Source organism: Caulobacter sp. GW821-FHT12D05, assembly GCF_058807295.1.
On the sequence record NZ_JBXAQO010000002.1, the window covers coordinates 767,201 to 786,838 of the forward strand.

The following is a 19,638-nucleotide window of genomic DNA, read 5'->3' on the forward strand; positions in this document are numbered from 1 at the left end:
TTTCCAGAACCCTACGACTGAACGCCGTTCACTCAATTCACAATTTCTAGGGGCGGTATTCCCGTTCCTCGTAGTCGAACCAGTCGAAGTCGGCCGGCGCGGCCATGCCGGATGCGTCCTGACAGGCCATGCCGACGAAGGCGCCGGTGAAGGCCGGCGCGCCGGGGATGGTGGCTTCGTCCGACAGGATCGAGGCGTCGAACACCTCGGGCAGCCAGGTCCAGGCGCCCTGCCCTTGCCGATAGCCGAAGCGCAGACGCTCCAGATCGACCTCGACCCGCAGCTCGACCGGGCCGGCGGCCAGCAGGATCTGGGTGGTGAAGCTGTCCGCCGAGGGGCTGTCGGGCGTGCAGGTCATGACCCGCAGGTGCTTGCCGGCATCCTCGTCGTGGCTGACATGCAGATAGTGGAACTTGGCCCCGTTGTAGTAGCAGATCAGCCCGGCGGCCTGCTGATAGTGCTCGGGCTCGAAGTCCAGCACCGTGGCGGCCGAGTAGCAGTGCGCCTGCTGGCGGCGGGCGACCAGGGCCTGGCGGAACACGCTGCCCACGCTTTCCCGGCCGTAGAGGCGCAGGGAGCCCGACTTGGCGGTCAGGCTGAAGATCTCGTCCGGACAGGGCGTACGCAGCCACTGGAAGTCGATCGGCAGGTCAGGCCCGTCGAAGTCGGCGCGCACCGGCGCGGCGGGCCAGATCTGTTCGGGCAGGTTCGGCGCGGGCGTTTCCAGCGTGGGGTCGCCCGAACCGTCCAGGGTGCGCGGCCAGCCGTCCTCGCCCCAGACCAGCTTCTGGATCGCCGTCTCGCGCCCCAGGGTGCAGCGGCCGCGATTGGGCAGCGGACGACCGCACAGATAGACCGCGTAGGTCTCGCCGTCGGCGGTCTCGACCAGGTCGGCATGACCGGCGCGTTGCAGGGCCACGTGCGGACGATCGCGCGAGGTCAGGACATAGGTGTCGGGGTGCAGTTCGTACGGACCGTCGATGCTGCGCGAGCGGGCCATGGTCATGGCGTGACCCCAGCCGGTGCCGCCCTCGGCGGTGACCAGATAGTACCAGCCGTCACGCTTGTAGAGATGCGGGGCCTCGGTGAGCCCGATCGGCGTGCCCTCGAAGATCACCTTGCGCTCGCCGACCAGTTTGCCCTCGGCGGCCGAATATTCCTGCAGCACGATGCCGGCGAAACGGTTCTTGCCCGGTCGGTGATCCCACAGCTGGTTGACCAGCCACTTCTTGCCATCGTCATCATGGAACAGCGACGGGTCGAAGCCGGAGCTATTCAGATAGACCGGCTCGGACCACTCGCCATCGATCGTGTCGCAGGTGACCAGGTAGTTGTGGAAGTCGCGCAGGGACGCGCCAGAGGCCCCGCCGACCGTGGTGCGGCCGTAACGCTTCACGTCGGTGAAGATCAGCCAGAACTTGCCATCGGCATGGGTCAGGCACGGGGCCCAGACGCCGCAGCCGTCGGGATCGCCGCGCATGTCCAGCTGGCTGGCGCGGACCAGCGGCCGGCTGAGTAGTCGCCAGTTCTTCAGGTCCCGCGAATGGTGGATCTGCACGCCCGGGAACCACTCGAAGGTCGAGACGGCGATGTAGTAGTCCTGCCCCACCCGCACGATCGAGGGATCGGGATTGAAGCCGCGCAGGATGGGATTGCGGATCACAGGCGTACTCATGACACGGGAAGCTGACTGACCGGCTCGGCCTTGGGCTCGATACGGTCCTTGATGAAGGTCCAGACGACGATGGCGCCCAGGATGTCCAGTACGCCCAGGGCGACGAAGAACGGATCATAGCCGATCGTGCTGACCAGCCCGCCGATCAGCAGCGAGAACAGCAGGACGCCCAGATTGCCCATCATGCCGGCCAGGCCCGCCACCGTGGCGACCTCGTCACGGCGGAAGAGGTCCGAAGCCATGGTGATGACGGTCACCGACAGGGTCTGGTGGGCGAAACCGCCCAGGCACAGCAAGGCGATGGCGGCATAGGGGCTCTCGACCCGGCCCACGAACGCCATGCCGGTCATCATCGCCGCGCCGACCGTGACGGCCCAGCGGCGGGCGTTGATCAGCGACACGCCGCGCTTTTGCAGGAAGTGGGCGATGACCGGCCCGAACATGCAACCCAGGTCCGCGGCCACGAACGGCAGCCAGGCGAACATGGCGATCTGCTTAAGGTCGAAGCCCCGCGTCTGCGACAGGTACAGCGGCACCCAGAACGACAGCGTGCCCCAGGTGGGGTCAGCGAGAAAGCGCGGCAGGGCGATGCCCCAGAACTTCTTCTGCTTCAGAATCGAGATCACCGAGGGCTTCGTGCCGGCGTCAGTGAGATGCGCCTCCTGCCCGGCGGCGATGCGTTCGCGCTCCTCGTCGGTCATCGACGGATGCTGGTCGGGCGAGCGGTAGAAGAAGAGCCACAGGGCGACCCAGAAGAGGCCCAGAACCCCGGTCAGCACGAAGGCCGCCCGCCAGTTCCAGCTCAGCACGGCCCACACCACCAGCGGCGGCGCCAGCATCGAGCCGATCGACGAGCCGATGTTGAACACCCCGCCGGCGAAGCCTCGCTCCTTGGCCGGGAACCAGGTGGCGACGGTCTTCATGCCCGCCGGCTGGGCCGAGCCCTCGGCCAGGCCCAGCAGGCCGCGCAGGAAGGCGAAGGCCTGCCAGTTGTTGGCCAGGCCGTGGGCCATGGCCACCAGCGACCAGGCGGCGGCGAAGACGGCGAACCCGGTGCGCAGGCCCAGGGTGTCCAGCACATAGCCGCACACCGGCTGCATCATGATGCCGATCTGGAAGGCGCTGGTGATCCAGGAATATTCCTTCACCGAGATGTCGAGGTCCTTGAGGACCGTCGGCGCGGCGACGCCCATGGTGGAGCGGGTCAGGTAGTTGACGATCGCGCCCAGCATGACCAGGCCGATGATCCACCAACGCAGCGCTTTCAGCTTCGGCAAGGCGACGCTCCCCCGTCGGGCGTCCTTGGTCGGGGCCCGTTGGATGTTACCGCTATCGCCGATGAGGTCTGACGTCCACCCTACGAAGGTCTGATGTTGACACCGCTATTGGGGATGCCCTGCCTGCAAAGCCTTGGCCCGGCTAGCCGCGCGAGAACGGGCCGAGGGCTCCTTCTTGTCGCCCTTGGCCGCCGTCTTCTTGGCCCGCGCGTCATGCTCGGCGGCCACCCGCTGGAACGCCTTCATGTGGCGATCCGCCCGCGCCTTGCAGTGGGCGTGCATGGCCTCCAGCTCCTTGTCGGTCAGCTTCTCGATGCCGATGAACTCGTCCTCGGCGTCGGTCGAGGCGCGGATCAGCTCGTCCAGCTTGGTCTGCAGCGCGATGCCGTCGCGGTTCTGGGTGTTCTGGATCAGGAACACCATCAGGAAGGTCACGATGGTGGTGCCGGTGTTGATCACCAGCTGCCAGGTCTCGGAGAACTTGAAGACCGGCCCGGTCACCGCCCAGGTCAGCACCAGGGCGACGCAGATCAGGAAGGCCGGCGGACTGCCCGTCGCCTTGGCGGTGACATTGGCGAATTTGGCGAACAGCTTGTCCACGGGCGACTCCTGAAGGTCGCCCAATAACGCCTAGGCTGAGACGGAAGCTCCAGCGGACGTTTTTTCATGCCACGTCTCGCCGTTGTGGCGATCCACTTCACCGACGAAACGGTCCTTGCCCTCGGCGGCGGCCGCGGGCTCCCACACGAACACGCCAACGCAGTCGTGGGCCGATGCGATCTCACCCGCCAATTCCAGGGCGTCGCCATCGTCCTCGGCGGTTTCGGCGATGAAAGTCAGGGACACGCCGTCGGCGCGTCGTGGGTAGAAAAGGAAGGTGGGCATGTGGGTGCTCCGCCTCTATCGAGCGGGAGCGGAAGCCGAAGCTCCGTCTCTCAGCCACCGGCGCTCGAGAGACCGTGCCGATGATGCTTGGACGTTAACACCCCGATTCGGGGATAGCGAGTAAATAGCAGCGCTCGGCGGAATAAATGTTAGTCGTAAACTCGACATTCATTGCCGAACACACACATAAACCATGGAAATACATCATAAACGCACAACATTGCAGCACCGATGCCACAACAACAATTCTACGTCACCTAGACGACAAAGCTTTGTGAGAACTGTTGGTTTTTCCGTGACTACAAGTGGTGAACTCGGTCGACTTGTCGCCACTCACTTGTAGGCGATTGTCCAGCTGACCGTGATGGGGCCGGTTGCGCCAGCAGCGCCCGTGCAGCTGGTCAGCGCAGTCATCGCCCCGGTTGGCGCGCGATAGGCCTTGTCGTCGTTCAACGCCCTGGTCGAGCAGGCCAGACCCTCGACCTTGAACCCGGTGACGTCGCCCGCTCCGAAGGTCGTCGCGCCGCCCTTGGTGGTCGCTTTACCCGAGAAGCTGGCGAACGCCAGGTCGACCGTCTCCACCGCCACGCCAGGCTTGGGCGTGAAGACGTCGGTGCGGCGGATACGGCCGGGCTCCAGGACATAGGTCGTCTTGGCGCTGAAGCGGTCATCGGCGACCGGCGCCTTGCCGCCCAGGCGGTCCAGCTTGTCCTGGTCGTAGGTGATCGTCGTCGTCGCGCCCTGCTCGGCGATCTTCACGTGGGCGGCGTAGGCCAGCGGCGCCAGCTGCGCGCCATCGGCCAGGGTGATGCGCGGCAACAGCTGAGGGAACGTCGCGTCGGCCACGCCTTGCAGCATCCCCGGCGAGAACGGGATCGGATAGTAGGGCGTGTTCTGGTGCTGGCCGTCGCCGCCATTGATGATCGGCAGGCCGATGACGCGGCCCCTATCCCTCACGGTCACGACCAGCCGGTCGTTCTGCCCCCGCGCGAACCAGGTCACCGTCCGCTTGGGCAGCTTGTCCAGCCAGGCCGCGTAGCCGGCGTCGGGCGCCTTGTCCTTGAAACCCAGCTCGTTCCAGATCGCGCTGGTGTAGATGTACTGCCGGCCGAGGCTCAGGTTCTCGCCCAGGATCCGGTGCTTGCCGCGATAGGCGTCCGTCCGCCGCCCATGATCCCACAGGTTCACCGAGCCCATCTTGGGGTCGAACCAGAAGTCCATGTAGCGGGCCGCGACGCGTGAGCTGAACGCGTAGCCCATCGCCTTCTCTTCGGGCGTCAGGACGTCCAGCTTGGCCGCGGCGGTCAGCACCTCCAGGAAGGCCGTCTCGCCATAGGTCCCGATGCTGCGGCCGTATTCGAAACCTTCGCCGCGCAGGTTCAGGCGGAGCAGCATCAGGTCGACCGAACGGCGCAGCCACTGGCGCACCTCGGGCGTCGCGGGCATGCCGGCCTCGATCAGGCGGTGGCTGATCTCGCCGATCAACAGGACGGAGTAGCGGTCGAAGCGCCCTTCTCCATCGGTCTCGTCGGCGAAGCCGTATTCGCCCGAATATTTCCGATAGTGCTCCAGCGTCTTGCCCAGCAGAGCCTCGCTGGCGCTGGCGTCCTCCCAGCCCAGGCGATAACGCAGCCTCGCCACGCTGAAGGCGACGCCGTAATAGTTGTTGGGCAGGTTGATCAGGGTCAGGTCGTCGGTGCGCACGAAGCGGCGCCAGTCCAGTTTGGCCTTCAGCTTGGCCAGCGCCTGCGGCGAGACCGCCTGGTCCAGCAGCCTGGCCTCCTGCAGCATCAGCAGAGCCTGGCAGTAGTAGTAGATGCCCCAGGTGTCGTTGGGATCGTCGACGGTCATGTCGGCGATCTGGCGATAGGCGGCCAGGTACTCTGCGAACTTGGGATTGGTGCGCGGCGTGTCGACGATCAGGTAGGCCAGGCCAATGGCGATCTTGCCGGGCAGGAACTTGTCGTCGGCCTCGAACACCTTGACCCCGTCCAGGGTCATGTCGCGCTTTTCGCCCAGCAGCTTGTGCAGCAGGACGGCGGTCTGGGGCAGCAGGCGCTTCTCGACCGTCTGGTTCATCGGCGCGACCGCGCCGGCATAGATCGGGCCACGCTGGGCCGCGACGGGCGTGGCGGCGGCGAGAGCGGCCGTCAAGAACAGAAGAGTGCGCAGTCGCATGGATCGCTCGTCGGCGGCAAAATTGGCATGACCAATCTTGCCGTCGACGGATAGTTGTCAAGCCAATTTAAGGCTTACCAGTTGAACATGGTCCCATCTTGGAGACGGTTCACCGGCAGGTAGGCGCGCTTGTACTCGTACTTGCCGGCCAGTTCCTCGTCGATGTCGACGCCCAGGCCCGGCTTGTCGCCCGGATGCAGCATGCCGTCGTTGAAGGTGTAGGCGTGCGGGAAGACCGCGTCCGTCTCCGGCGTGTGGCGCATATATTCTTGCAGGCCGAAGTTCGGAATCGCCAGGCCCAGATGCAGGGCCGCGGCCATGGTCACCGGCGACAGGTCGGTGGCGCCGTGGCAGCCGGTCTTGACGTGGTGCAGGTCGGCGAAGGCGGCGATCTTCTTAAGGTTGGTGATGCCGCCGGCGTGCAGAACCGTGGCGCGCAGATAGTCGATCAGCTGCTCTTCAATCAGGGTCTTGCAGTCCCAGACGTTGGAGAAGATCTCGCCCACGGCCAGCGGCGTGGTGGTGTGCTGGCGGATCAGGCGGAAGCCGGCCTGGTTCTCGGCGGGGACCGAGTCCTCCAGCCAGAACAGGCGATAGGGCTCCAGATCCTTGCCCAGGCGCGCGGCCTCGATCGGGGTCAGGCGGTGATGGACGTCGTGCAGCAGGTGCACGTCCCAGCCCAGCACCTCGCGCGCCTTGGCGAACAGCTTGGGCGCATGCTGCAGATAGGCCGAGGTCGACCAGACGTTCTCGGTCGGCAGGTTCCCGTCGGCCGGCTCGTAGAACATCTTGTCGCCCGAGACGCCGTAGGTGCTGGCCAGGCCCGGCACGCCGGTCTGCAGGCGAATGGCCTTGTAGCCCATGGCCTTGTACTTCACGGCCTCGGCGATGGTGTCCTCGATGGTCTCGCCATTGGCGTGGCCATAGACGGTGACGCCCACGCGGCTGGCGCCGCCCAGCAGCTGGTACAGCGGCAGGCCCGCGACCTTGGCCTTGATGTCCCACAGCGCCATGTCGACGGCGGCCAGGGCGCTCATGCCCACCGGGCCGCCACGCCAGTACGAGCCACGGTAGAAGAACTGCCAGGTGTCCTCGATCTGGTGCGCGTCGCGACCGATCAGGCACGGAATCATGTGATCTTTGAGATAACTGACCACCGCCAGCTCGCGGCCGTTCAAGGTGGCGTCGCCGACGCCGGTGGTCCCGTCCTCGGTCGTGATCTTCAGCGTCACGAAATTGCGGCCGGGGCAGGTGACGATGACCTTGGCGTCGATGATCTTCAACATGGACCTAATGCGCTAAGCGGAACCGTAAAGTGGCCTGACCACTTCTATAGACATATCTGGCAAGATGCTAGTGGTCTTGCCACTTAGGGCGAATGTGTGCGCTGTAGCGCGCTCGCGGCCCTTGCAATAGGCTGCTGGGCGCCCGACGCAGCGTCGGATGGATAGTAGACGATGACCACGACGACGGCCGAAACCCGCAAGCTCTACCAACAGGTGGCCAACTCGATCGCCGAGGCGATTCGGGATGGCGTGCACCGCCCTGGCCAGCGCCTGCCGTCGGAACGTGATCTGGCCGAAGACTACAAGGTCAGCCGCCCGACCGTCCGTGAAGCGATGATCGCCCTGGAAATCCGCGGCCTGGTCGAGGCCCGCCACGGCTCGGGCGTCTATGTCACTGAGGCCCCGCGTCCGGAGAGCCCGGAACCCGACCTCGACATCGGCGCCTTCGAGCTGACCGAGGCCCGCCGCCTGATCGAGGGCGAAGTCGCCGCCCTGGCCGCCGCCACCATCACCGAGGACGAGCTGGCCGAGTTGGCCGAGATCCTCGACGACATGGTCGTGGAGAACGACAACAACGTGAAGGGCGACCGCGCCGACCGTCGCTTCCACGTGACCATCGCCAGCGCCAGCCGCAATAGCGCCCTGGTCACCGTCGTCGAGAACCTGTGGGACCTGCGCTACAAGTCGCCCCTGTGCCGCGCCATGCTGGAACGCGCCCGCCAGGTCGGCGTGCGCCCCCGCATCGACGACCACCAGGAGATCCTGATGGCCCTGCGCGAACGCGACCCCACCGCCGCCCGCAACGCCATGCGCGAGCACCTGGGCCGGGTGATCGACAACCTGCTGACCGCCACCGAGATCGACGCCCTGGAACGGGCCCGCAACGAGGTTGCCGCGCGGCGGACCGAGCTGGCCCGCCGCTCGGCGATCTAGCCCTCCGCCGCCAGCTTCTTCTGGCGCTCGAGCTCCAGCGCGCTCGGCTCGGCCAGCGCGAACGAGCCGGTCTCGACCGCGCCCGCGCGGACATAGCGACTGACCACCACGCCCGACGGCGAGGTCTGGCTCTCCGTCAGGCGATACGTCCGCGGCGCCGCGCCGGCCTGGAACAGGCGCTTGCCCCGGCCCAGCACGACCGGGAAGGTCAGGGTGTGCAACTCGTCGACCAGGTCGGCGGCGAACAGGGTCTGCAGGAAATCCGCCGAGCCCTGGGTCAGGAGGTCCGGGCCATCCTCGGCCTTTACCCGCTTGAGTTCGGCGACCGGGTCGGCGCCCAGCCAGCGGCTGTTCTGCCAGGTCAGCTTGAAGCCGGGATCGCGGGTGGCGACGAACTTGGTCGCCTTGCCGAACACCTGGCCGATCGGGTCGTCGGCCCCGGCGAACGGCCAGTGGGCGGCGAAGATCTCGTAGGTCTTGCGGCCCAGCACCAGGTCGAAGGGCTTGTCGAACATCCCGCCGATCGCCTGGCCGGTCTCGTCGTCGAACAGCGGGGCGGTCCAGCCGCCGAACTTGAAGCCGCCGGTCGGATCCTCGGTCGGCCCGCCCGGAGCCTGCATGACGCCGTCCAGGCTGACGAAGGCGGCGACGATCAGCTTTCTCATGTCTCTTCTCCCTGAGTGACGCCCCAAGGAACGGGCGGCCGTCGGCGGTTCCGACAGCCGCCTCGCATTTTATTTCCTATACGGCGCGATGGTCAGGCGGCTCGCCGCGCCGGGCGTCTGCTGGGCGATCTGGTCGGCCTTGGCCGCAAAGCCCGCGTCGCCATAGGCCCAGGCCGCCACGTCATACAGCGGCAGCGCCTCCTTGGTCGCGTCCTCGGGCTTGAGGTCCTTGTAGGGGAAGGCTTTCTCGTTGCCGACGAACTGGGCCAGGTAGTCGTAGGCCGCGCGGATACCCTGCCCCTTCGGCCCCTTGTAGCCCCACAGGTCGACGCCGACGCAGGGTCCCAGCTCGGCCATGCCGACCAGCGGCTCCAGGGCGAAGTAGCTGTAGTGCAGCCCTCTGGTGCGTGCGAGCTCCTCGGGCAGCTTGCCGTCGGCGTCGATCTGCGGGTCGATCCGGCCCTTGCCGACGCCGGCCAGAACCTCTTTCGCCAGCTCCGGCTTGCGCGCGAACAGGGCGAAGGTCGCCAGCTGGTAGTCGTACCAGATGCCGTGATTGTTCTTGGCCGCCCGCTCTTCCTTGCCGGTCGCGGCGGTCTGCATCCACATGGTGTAGACCTCGAACCAGTGCTCAAGCGCCTTCTGCTCGGCCGGCTTGATCGCGCCCGAGGGGGCCAGGAGGCCGATGGACTCGACCACGCGCAGCAGGCGGAAGGTGTCCAGCACGCCCTCGGCGCGGCCCAGGGTGCGGCCGGGCACGCCCTGCGCATAGGTCATGTGCGGGCGCATCCGCGTGTCGGGATCCAGGAACCAGACGTACAGCAGCTCGGACGCCTTGGTCGCGTACTTGGTCTCGCCGGTGAAGTAGTAGGCCAGCGACAGGGCTTCGACGGCGCTGGCCATGTTGTCCATGCGCACGGCGTCGAAGGCCTCGGTATTGCGCTCGGGGTTCACCTCGCCGTCCTTGCGGATATAGGGCTCGCCGTTCGGCTTGCTGGCGTCCGGCCACCAGTACGGGCCCATCGAGATGTAGTCGTGCTTGTCGCCGCTGGGCGGGGTGCGGGTCTTTTCGGTGACGGCGTAGTAAGGGCCGGCCAGGGCCTTGTCGGCGCGGGCGATCAGGGCCTTGTACGCCGGGGCCAGCGACGGGTCGGAGAGGTTGGCCTTGGCCGCCTGCAGCCACTGCGGCTTCCAGCGGAAGGTGCGGCGGCCGTCGAAGGCGCTGGCATAACCGTCGTCGGCCTTGCACACCGGTCCTTGCGCCAGGGCCGGCGCGGCGGTCAGCGCAGTGGCCAGGCCGGCGGCGAGCGCCAAGGCGCGGATCGAAGCGGAAATCATGGGCCCCTCCCAGGGAACTGAAGGCGCGCACCTTAGCGTGGCCGGCCTCCAGCGCAAGGATTGGCCTGACCAAATTGGTAAGCCCTATTTCCGCATTTTGCGCTGGCCTTGCCGGGACCGGTAAGACAACCTCCGATGATCGACAGCGCCCGCCAGAGGCGCGGAGAACGAACTTCGAGGGGAGAGAACGATGCGCGCACTGGTCGCCGCCGCCTTGGCTTGCCTGGCTTTCAGCACATCCCAGGCCATCGCCGCGCCCGCGCCCTCCCAGACGCCGCAAGTGGTCGACCTGCCCTCTTCCGCCCTGACCCTGGGCCGCGCCGTCGCCGACTGGCAGCTGTGGCACATGGACGGCCAATTCGACTATGTGAAGACGCACCGTGAGAACACGCAGAAGCCGCGCGGCTGGATCCAGGGGGCCTTCTATGTGGGCCTGACCGCCTTCGCCGAGCGGACCGGCGACCTGACCTATGCGGGCGCGATCTGGAACCATGGCGACGAGGAAGGCTGGGGCCTGGGCAAGCGCCCGCTGCATGCCGACGACCACGTCATCGCCCAGGCCTGGCTCTGGACCTACGCCCGCGACCACAACCCCGCCGAAATCGCCCCGGTAAAGGCCCGCTTCGACGCCATCCTGGCCGATCCGCCGACCGCGGACCTCAAGTTCATCGACGGCACCGAGCAGCAACCCTGCCAGGCCCGCTGGTGCTGGAGCGACGCCCTGTTCATGGCCCCGCCCACCTGGACGGCCCTGTCGGCCGCGACCAAGGACCCGCGCTACGCCGCCTATGGCGCCAAGGAGTTCTGGGCCGCCACCGACTACCTGCTGGACAAGGACGAGAGCCTCTATTTCCGCGACAGCCGCTTCTTCGATCGCCGCGATGACCAGGGCCGCAAGATCTTCTGGAGCCGGGGTAACGGCTGGGTCTATGCCGGGATCGTCAACATCCTGAAGACCCTGCCCGCCAACCACCCGGAGCGCCCGCGCTACGTCGCCCTGTTTCGCAAGATGTCGGCGCGGATCTCGTCCCTGCAGAAGCCCGACGGCTACTGGTCGGTGTCGCTGCTGGCGCCAGAGCACAGCCCGCCCGAGAGCAGCGGCACGGCCTTCTTCGTCTACGGCCTGGCCTGGGGCGTGAACCAGGGGCTGCTGAAGGACCAGAAGTACGCCGCCTCCGCGCGCCTGGGCTGGTCGGCCCTGGCCCGCGCGGTGCAGCCGGACGGCAAGCTGGGCTGGGTGCAGCAGGTCGGCTACGCGCCCGATCACGTCGAGGCCGGCGACACCCAGCTGTACGGATCCGGCGCCTTCCTGCTGGCCGCCTCGGAAGTCTCGCGCGGGCGCTTCTAGCCTCGCGCAATCCCGTCGCTTCGAAGCCCGCAACCCCCGGCGCATATGCGATTTCGGGTACGCTGGCGCTTGCCGATATGAACGTCGTTATTCAATAGAATCAACTATTCGAATCTTGATGAACACAACATTTAAAGCTTCACCGTTCTTCGAACAGCGTAATTTCAGTTATGTTCCATGACCAGCGTTATAGATTTCAACCTTGTTTCAGAGATGAGATGCGAATGACTTATTCGCGCCTCATTTGATTTGTGACGTTGCCTTAAAGAGACAGCTTCAAGACAAAACCATTACACTTCTATGCGTGCGATTGACCGCTTCTGCCTGCGAGTCCTAAGCCGCCCGCCAACCGCCGGATCGTGGCGGGAAACATCATCTTGCATCGGGCTGTAAGGACGTCGGCGTTCGCGCTGGCGAGGGCGGCCCGGAAGGATCGACAATGAAGTATCAGCTTACCCGGGGTCGGTTGCTCGCCACCTCGATGATCGTCGGCGTGGCCACCCTGGCCGGTTTCGCCGCGAACGCTCAGACCGCCGCTGCTCCGGCTGCTCAAGACGACAACTCGGTCGAGGCCGTCGTCGTCACCGGCTCGCTGCTGCGCCGCACCGACACCGCGACCCCGTCGCCGGTGACCGTCCAGACTCAAGAGTCGCTGAAGGCCCAAGGCATCACCACGGTGGCCGACGCCATCCGCAGCCTGTCGGCCGACAACTCGGGCTCGGTCCCGGCCGCCTTCGGCAACGGCTTCGCCGCCGGCTCGACCGGCGTCGCCCTGCGCGGCCTGACGGTCAACTCGACCCTGGTCCTGGTCGACGGCCTGCGCAACGCGTCGTACCCGCTGGCCGACGACGGCCAACGCAGCTTCGTCGACCTGAACTCGATCCCGTTCAACGCGGTCGAGCGCATCGAGACCCTGAAGGACGGCGCCTCGTCGCTGTACGGCGCCGACGCCATCGGCGGCGTGGTCAACATCATCATGAAGTCGAACTACCAGGGCATGGGCGCTGACCTGTCGGTCGGCACCTCGCAGCACGGTGGCGGCGACCAGTATCGCTTCAACGGCGACGTCGGCTACGGCGACCTGAACACCGACAAGTTCAACGTCTATTTCGACGTCGAGTACCAGCTGGACAAGCGCATCCGCATCGACCAGCGCGGCTATCCGTACAACACGTTCGACCTGTCGGGCATCCCGGGCGGCACGAACGACAACCCGGGCGCTGGCGGCAGCACCTTCTACGGCCAGATCAAGCGCGCCACGATGGGCACGCCGGGCGACATCTCGACCGGCCTCGCGGTTGACGGCGAGCTGTGGCAGCCGCTGCGCACCTGCGCCAGCGACTCCCCGCTGACCACCTCGGCCGGCGGCACGTACTGCGCCCAGAACACCGGCCTGTTCGGCGACGTCCAGCCCAAGCAGGAGCGCATCGGCACGTACGGTCGCTTCACGGTGAAGCCGAACGACAACTTCCAGGCCTACCTGGCGGCCAGCTTCGTGCAGTCCAAGACCTCGACCACCGGCGCCCCGCGCACGATTTCGTCGTCGACCCCGCACAACCTGTCGAACATCGTCCTGCCGGCCCTGCTGTCGAACGGCCAGCTGAACCCGAACAACCCGTTCGCGGCGCAAGGCTATGACGCGCTGATCCGCTATCGCTTCAGCGACATCGCCAACACGGCCAACTACACCAACCGCATGCTGCGCCTGACGGGCGGCGTGGAAGGCTCGGCGGCCGACTGGAACTACCGCGCCAACGTCGTGATCGCCCACGGCTGGCTGGAAAGCGTCAACAACGGCTTCATCAGCTACAACGCGCTGATCGATGCCGTGAAGAACGGCACGTACAACTTCGTCGACCCGTCGAAGAACAGCCAAGCCGTCCGTGACGCCCTGGCCCCGGCCCTGGCCAAGACCTCGACCAGCGACCTGGACTCGGTCAACTTCCAGGCCTCGCGCGACGTCTTCACCCTGCCGGGCGGCCCCGCCCAGCTGGGTATCGGCGGCGAGTTCCGCTACGAAGCCGTCAACGACCCGGCCCTGAACCCGGTCAACGACGCCCAAGGCCTGGGCAACGCCCGCACCATCGGCAACCGCACCGTCGCCTCGGCCTTCGCCGAACTGGGCCTGCCGGTCCTGGACAACCTCGAAGTCAACGTCTCGGGTCGCTACGACCACTATTCGGACTTCGGCGGCAACCTGTCCCCGAAGATCGGCGTGAAGTACACGCCCATCCGGACGGTCGCCCTGCGCGCCACCGTCTCGAAGGGCTTCCGCGCCCCGTCGTTCTCGGAATCGGGCGACTCGGCCAGCCAGGGCTTCACGAACTTCTCGTTCGCGAACTACCCCGACTTCGTCGCGGCCCACGGCGGCAGCGAGTACACCAAGACCTACTCGCTCTCGAACATCACCGTGGCCAACCCGGACCTGAAGCCGGAGAAGTCGACCAGCTACACCTTCGGCGCCGTGTGGGCCCCCACGCGCTCGTTCAGCATCTCGCTGGACTACTATCACATCAAGAAGAACGACGTGATCGCGCAAGCCTCGTCGGGTGACGCCATCGCCGCCTACTACGCCGGCGAAGCCATCCCGGCCGGCTACACGGTCATCGCCGACCTGCCGGATCCGGACGCGCCGAACGCCCTGCCCCGCATCCTGTCGGTGGCCTCGCCGTACATCAACGCTGACTCCCTGCGGACCAGCGGCATGGACCTGAACGTCCAGAACACGATGTACCTGCCGGCCGACATCAAGTGGACCAGCAACCTGGACGCCACCGTCCTGTTCGACTTCAAGTACACGCAAGGCGGCACGACGTATAACTACGTCGGCAAGCAGGCGCCGTATGTGCTGTCGTCGGGCGCCGGCACGCCGAAGTACCGCGCTTCGTGGAGCAACACCTTCACGCGCGGTCCGTTCACCACCACGGGCACCCTGAACTATGTCAGCGGCCTGCGCTCGATCGACGAAAGCTATGTCGGCGACCAGAGCTGCCTCTACGGCACGGCCGACTTCAAGTGTCATACGAAGGACTTCATCAGCGTCGATCTGACCGGCGGCTACGACGTCAACGACCACACCACGGTCTATGCCGACGTGCTGAACCTGTTCGACGTCGGCCCGATGTTCAACCCGGCCAACTACGCCGCGGTGAACTGGAACCCGACCTACTCGCAGTCGGGCGCCGTGGGTCGCTACTTCCGCGTTGGCGTTCGCCTGAAGTACTAGGCGCCAAGCGAGAGCTATCTCGCGTACGGACCGCGTGAGTATGGTCCGATGAGATGGAAGGGGCCGCCCGCGAGGGCGGCCCCTTTTGCTTTGGGACTCGAAAAAATGGGCTGATCCGGCCGTTGCCGCAGGTGCGGAAACGCTCTCAGCTTACGTCAGTCTAGGGAGGAGCTGACGCGTCGATGCGTCCGCCGAGGCTTACGGGGTTGGAAATGACGCGTAGCGGAGCGATGGCCGGTGCGGCCTTGGGCGTGTTGCTGGCTTTCAGCGGACTGAGCGGCGCGATCGCCGCCGATATCACGCCCCCGGAGAAGGCCTTCGCGCAACCGGTCGGCAGCGACTACTTCCTGGCCGACTACACCGCCTATGAGGCTTATCTGAAGACCCTGGCGGGCCAGTCCGACCGCATGAAGCTGGTCGACATCGGCAAGACCGAGGAAGGCCGCACCCAGTGGATGGCGATCGTCTCCTCGCCGGCCAACCTGGCCAAGCTGGACGACTACAAGGCCATCGCCCGCAAGCTGGCCAAGGCCGAGGGCGTCTCCAAGGACGAGGCGCAAAAGCTGGCCGCCCAGGGCAAGGCCGTGGTCTGGATCGATGCTGGCCTGCACGCCAACGAGACCATCACCACCCAGGGTCAGATCCAGGTCCTGTACCGCATGCTGACCCAGACCGATCCCGAGACGATGCGGATGCTGGACGACTGCATCATCTTGTTCGCGCAGGACAATCCGGACGGTCTGGAGATGATCGCGGACTGGTACATGCGCAACCAGGATCCGAAGAAGCGCGAGTTCAACTCGCTGCCGCGCCTGTACCACAAGTACATCGGCCACGATAACAACCGCGACAGCTTCATGTCGGCCATGGCCGAGACCACCAACGTCAACAAGCAGCTGTTCCGCGAGTGGTATCCGCAGATCGTCTACAACCAGCACCAGACCGGCCCCAACGGCATGGTGGTGTTCGTCCCGCCGTTCCGCGACCCGTTCAACTTCAACTACGACCCCCTGGTCATGACCGAGCTGCAAGAGGTCGGCATGGCCATGCACAGCCGCCTGGTGGCCGAGGACAAGCAGGGCTCGGGCGCCCGCAGCGCCGCCCCCTACTCCACCTGGCACAACGGCATGGAGCGGTCCGTCGCCTACTTCCACAACGCGATCGGCCTGCTGACCGAGATCATCGGCGGCCCGACCCCGACGACGGTCAATCTGGTGCCCGAACTGCAGCTGCCCAGCAACGACCGCCCAGCCCCCATCGCGCCGCGTGAATGGCGTCTGCAGGACTCGCTGGACTACCAGTGGACCATGAACCGCGCGGTGATCGACTACGCCTCGCGCAACAGGGAGCGCCTGCTCTTCAACATCTGGAAGATGGGCGACAACAGCATCCAGCGCGGCGGCAAGGACAGCTGGACCATGACCCCGACCAAGGTCGACGAGCTGACGGCCGCCGGCAAGGGCAAGCCCGGCCCGTTCGGCCAGGCGGTCGATCCGACGCTGTACAAGTCGGTGATCCAGACCCCCGAGAGCCGCGACGCCCGCGCCTATGTCATTCCCGCCGACCAAGCGGACATGCCGACCGTGGTCGCCTTCCTGAACGCCCTGATCAAGACCGGCGTCGATGTCGACAAGGCGTCCAAGCCCTTCGTGATCGCGGGCAAGACCTATCCCGCCGGCTCCTACGTCGTGCGCACGGCCCAGGCCTATCGCCCGCACGTGCTGGACATGTTCGAGCCGCAGGACCACCCGCACGACCTGGAATATCCGGGCGGCCCGCCCAAGGCGCCGTACGACGTCACCGGCTACACCCTGGCCTACCAGATGGGGATCAAGTTCGATCGCATCCTGGACGGCTTCGAGGCTCCCACGACCCGCGTCCCTGACCTGATCACGGTCGCGCCGGGCGCGGTGAAGGGTTCGGGCGGCGCGGGCTGGCTGGTCAGCCACGAGACCAATGGCAGCTTCACCCTGACCAACCGCCTCTTGAAGGCCGGCGCGCCGGTGTTCTGGGTCAAGGACGGCGCTAAGGCCGGCAAGACCGCATTTGGTCCCGGCGCCATCTGGGTGCCCGCCTCGCCCGCCGCCAAGGCGGTGATCGCGGCCGGCGTGAAGGATCTGGGCATCGACGCCTATGCCGTCGGCGCCAAGCCCTCGGGCGCGACCATCGCCCTCAAGCCGGTCCGCATCGGCCTGGTGGACGTCTATGGCGGCTCGATGCCCTCGGGCTGGAACCGCTGGATGTTCGAGAAGTTCGAGGCGCCCTTCCAGGTGGTCTATCCGCAGCGCCTGGACGCCGGCGACATCGCCAAGGACTATGACGTGCTGGTCTTCCCCGACGGCGTGGTCCCCGCCCCGGCCGACGGCCCGTTCAAGGCCGGCCGCCCCTCGACCCAGCCCAAGCCGGAAGAGATCCCGGCCGAGTACCGCGCCTGGCTGGGCCGCGTGACCGACGAGAAGACCCTTCCGCAGATCGCCGACTTCGTGAAGGGCGGCGGCACGGTGGTGGCCATCGGCGCCTCGACCCGCCTGGCCACGGCCCTGGGCGCGCCGGTCGAGGTCGCCACCGCCAAGCTGGAGGACGGCAAGCTCAAGGCCCTGACCAACCGCGAGCTCTACATCCCCGGCTCGGTGCTGCGCGCCAAGGTCGACCCGAAACAGCCCCTGGCCTATGGCGCGGGTAGCGACGTCGACGTCTTCTTCGACCGCAGCCCGGCCTTCACCGTGAAGCCCGACGTGAAGGGCGTCTCGCGCGTGGCCTGGTTCGACACCGACAAGCCCCTGCGCAGCGGCTGGGCCGTCGGCCAGGACAAGCTGAAGGGCTCGACCGCCATGCTCGACATCGACATCGGCAAGGGCAAGGTCTTCGTCTTCGGACCCGAGATCACCCAGCGGGCCCAGTCCTGGGGAACGTTCAAGTTCCTGTTCAACGGGCTGCTGTACGGGCCGGCGGTGAGCCAGAAGTAGAACGAAAATCGGCGCCGAGGGGGCAGCCTCGGCGCCGATGGATCGTGTCCTTCGAGATCTCTCCGGTGGGAGGATCGACCTCTAGGGCGCGATCGCCTCGGCGCCGGGTCGACGCGGATCCGCGCCGCCCAGATAGAGGCCATTGTCGATCATGATCGACTGGGCGGAGCCCATGGTCTCGTCCGAGGTTATGGGGTGGCCCATGCCCTTCAGCAGGGCCACCGTGTCGGGATTAAAGTTCGGCTCGACGCGCAAGGTATCGGTGGCGTCCTGGAAGATGCGCGGCTGGTGCGTGGCCTCGGCGACGTTCAGCTTGAAGTCCACCGTGTTGACGATGACCTGCAGCACCGTGTCGATGATCGTGCTGCCGCCCGGCGTGCCGGTGATCAGCCACGGCTTGCCGTCCTTGAAGAGCATGGTCGGCATCATGGTCGACAGCACGCGCTTGCCGGGCGCCAGGGCGTTGGGCGGCGGCGCCTTGCCGGTCTTCTTCGCCCAGTACGCGGCCGTGTGCGAGTAGTTGTTCATCTGGTTGTTCAGCACGAAACCCGCGCCGGCCACCATCACGCCCGAGCCGAAGTCCGCCCCCAGGGTGAAGGTGTTGGACACCGCATTGCCCTCGGCGTCGGCCACCGAGAAGTGGGTGGTGTTGTGGCTCTCGAACGCCCAGGGATCGCCGGCGCCCAGCTCCTTGGCCGGCGTGGCCTTGTCGGGATTGATCAGCTTGGCGCGCTCGATCCCGTAGGCTTTCGACGTGAAGCCCTGCAGTGGGACCTTCACGAAGTCGGTGTCGCCCAGGAACTTGGAGCGGTCGGCATAGGCCAGCTTCATGGCCTCGGCCTCGAGGTGCAGGGTCTTGGCCGAGGTGGGTCCCGAGGCCTTCAGGTCGAAGGTCTCCAGGATGTTCAGCATCTCCAGCAAGGTCGCCCCGCCGGCGCTGGCGGGCGGTGAGGTCATCACCGTCAGGCCGCGATAGGTCCCGGTCAGCGGCTGGCGGATGGCGGGCTTGTAGGCGGCCAGGTCCTCGGCGGTGATCAGGCCGCCATGGGCCTTCATGTCGGCGGCGAAGCGCTGGGCGATCTCGCCCTTGTAGAAAGCGTCGGCGCCCTTGTCGGCGATCTGGCGCAGGGACCAGGCGAGGTCCGGCTGCTTCAGGGTCTCGCCGGCGCGATAGAGCTGGCCGCCGGGCTTGTAGAAGGCGCTCTTGCCCGCCTCGCTCTCGGACAGGCGCTGCTTGCCCCAGCTGAACACGAAGGCCTCGTCGGGGGACAGCACCACGCCGTCATGAGCCAGCTTGAAGGCCGGCTCGACCAGCGCCTTCCACGGCAGCTTGCCGTACTTCTGGTGGGCCATGTAGAGGCCCGCGACGGTGCCCGGCACGGTCGAGGCGCGGTAGCCCTTGGAGGCGACCTCGTCGATCTCCTTGCCCTTGTCGTCGACGAAGGTCTCGAGCTGTGCGGCCTTGGGGGCGACGCCGCGATAGTCGATGAAGATCGTCTCGCCCGTCTTGGCGATGTGGACCATCATGAAGCCGTCGCCGCCGATATTGCCGGCGCGCGGCAGGGTCACGGCCAGGGCGAAGGCGGTGGCGACCGCCGCGTCCACGGCGTTGCCGCCCTGGCGCAGGATCTCGACGCCGACCTTGGTGGCGATGGCGTTCTGGCTGACGACCATGCCCTTCTCGCCCACCACCGGCGAGTGGATGCTGGGATATTCCAGCAGCTGCTTCTTCTGGGCGAAGGCCGGCGTCGCGGCGATCGGCGTGAGCAGCAGGGCCAGCACCGAGGCGGCCGTCGTCAGCAGGCGGAAGGGTTTCAAGGCGAGCCTCGCACGCGAAAGCGGGGCGACTCCGGAGAGCCGC

13 protein-coding genes are annotated in these 19,638 nt (G+C 66.5%); 4 read left to right on the plus strand and 9 right to left on the minus strand.

Features of this window, described 5'->3' with window-relative positions; all coding sequences use genetic code 11:
- Positions 1 to 46 precede the first annotated feature (46 nt).
- The 6 genes from AC1RRR_RS10970 to manD all read right to left on the minus strand — a co-directional run bounded on the left by AC1RRR_RS10970 (position 47) and on the right by manD (position 7,301).
- The gene (locus AC1RRR_RS10970; protein ID WP_492812972.1) at positions 47 to 1,675 is read right to left on the minus strand and encodes a glycoside hydrolase family 43 protein; all 1,629 of its coding nucleotides are present in this window, start codon (positions 1,673 to 1,675) and stop codon (positions 47 to 49) included.
- Positions 1,672 to 2,907, minus strand: coding sequence for an MFS transporter (locus AC1RRR_RS10975; RefSeq protein WP_492813546.1), 1,236 nt, complete (start codon positions 2,905 to 2,907; stop codon positions 1,672 to 1,674). Before AC1RRR_RS10975 ends, AC1RRR_RS10970 begins: the two co-directional genes overlap by 4 nt.
- 150 nt (positions 2,908 to 3,057) lie before the next feature.
- Entirely contained in the window at positions 3,058 to 3,552 is a 495-nt protein-coding gene (locus AC1RRR_RS10980) for a low affinity iron permease family protein (protein WP_492812974.1), read from the minus strand.
- Positions 3,553 to 3,582: 30 nt separating this feature from the next.
- On the minus strand, positions 3,583 to 3,837 hold the full coding sequence (locus tag AC1RRR_RS10985; RefSeq protein WP_492812976.1) for a hypothetical protein: 255 nt from the start codon (positions 3,835 to 3,837) through the stop codon (positions 3,583 to 3,585).
- A gap of 333 nt (positions 3,838 to 4,170) precedes the next feature.
- Positions 4,171 to 6,015, minus strand: coding sequence for a hypothetical protein (locus tag AC1RRR_RS10990; protein WP_492812978.1), 1,845 nt, complete (start codon positions 6,013 to 6,015; stop codon positions 4,171 to 4,173).
- A 74-nt stretch (positions 6,016 to 6,089) separates the two neighbouring features.
- Positions 6,090 to 7,301 (minus strand): D-mannonate dehydratase ManD, encoded by a 1,212-nt coding sequence (manD, locus tag AC1RRR_RS10995; protein WP_492812980.1) that lies wholly within the window; start codon positions 7,299 to 7,301, stop codon positions 6,090 to 6,092.
- A 171-nt stretch (positions 7,302 to 7,472) separates the two neighbouring features.
- Here manD and AC1RRR_RS11000 point away from each other — a divergent pair, with 171 nt between their 5' ends.
- Positions 7,473 to 8,234 carry a FadR/GntR family transcriptional regulator gene (locus AC1RRR_RS11000; RefSeq protein WP_492812982.1) on the plus strand — a complete coding sequence of 254 codons (762 nt, stop codon included), beginning with the start codon at positions 7,473 to 7,475 and terminating at the stop codon, positions 8,232 to 8,234.
- On the opposite strand, the gene AC1RRR_RS11005 is transcribed toward AC1RRR_RS11000, so the two are convergent.
- Positions 8,231 to 8,899 carry a dihydrofolate reductase family protein gene (locus AC1RRR_RS11005; protein ID WP_492812984.1) on the minus strand — a complete coding sequence of 223 codons (669 nt, stop codon included), beginning with the start codon at positions 8,897 to 8,899 and terminating at the stop codon, positions 8,231 to 8,233. The genes AC1RRR_RS11000 and AC1RRR_RS11005 overlap by 4 nt on opposite strands.
- Before the next feature lie 69 nt (positions 8,900 to 8,968).
- Complete coding sequence (locus AC1RRR_RS11010; RefSeq protein WP_492812986.1) at positions 8,969 to 10,237, minus strand: alginate lyase family protein; 1,269 nt, start codon at positions 10,235 to 10,237, stop codon at positions 8,969 to 8,971.
- 190 nt (positions 10,238 to 10,427) lie between these two features.
- Here AC1RRR_RS11010 and AC1RRR_RS11015 point away from each other — a divergent pair, with 190 nt between their 5' ends.
- From AC1RRR_RS11015 to AC1RRR_RS11025, 3 genes are all read left to right on the plus strand, one after another.
- The gene (locus AC1RRR_RS11015) at positions 10,428 to 11,585 is read left to right on the plus strand and encodes a glycoside hydrolase family 88/105 protein (RefSeq protein ID WP_492812988.1); all 1,158 of its coding nucleotides are present in this window, start codon (positions 10,428 to 10,430) and stop codon (positions 11,583 to 11,585) included.
- A 439-nt stretch (positions 11,586 to 12,024) separates the two neighbouring features.
- Positions 12,025 to 14,811, plus strand: coding sequence for a TonB-dependent receptor (locus AC1RRR_RS11020; protein WP_492812990.1), 2,787 nt, complete (start codon positions 12,025 to 12,027; stop codon positions 14,809 to 14,811).
- 182 nt (positions 14,812 to 14,993) lie between these two features.
- A complete protein-coding gene (locus tag AC1RRR_RS11025; RefSeq protein ID WP_492812992.1) occupies positions 14,994 to 17,777 on the plus strand; it encodes a M14 family metallopeptidase in 2,784 nt (927 codons plus the stop codon).
- 81 nt (positions 17,778 to 17,858) lie between these two features.
- Here AC1RRR_RS11025 and ggt read toward each other — a convergent pair whose 3' ends face one another.
- Entirely contained in the window at positions 17,859 to 19,595 is a 1,737-nt protein-coding gene (gene ggt / locus AC1RRR_RS11030; protein ID WP_492812994.1) for a gamma-glutamyltransferase, read from the minus strand.
- Between the last annotated feature and the right edge of the window lie 43 nt (positions 19,596 to 19,638).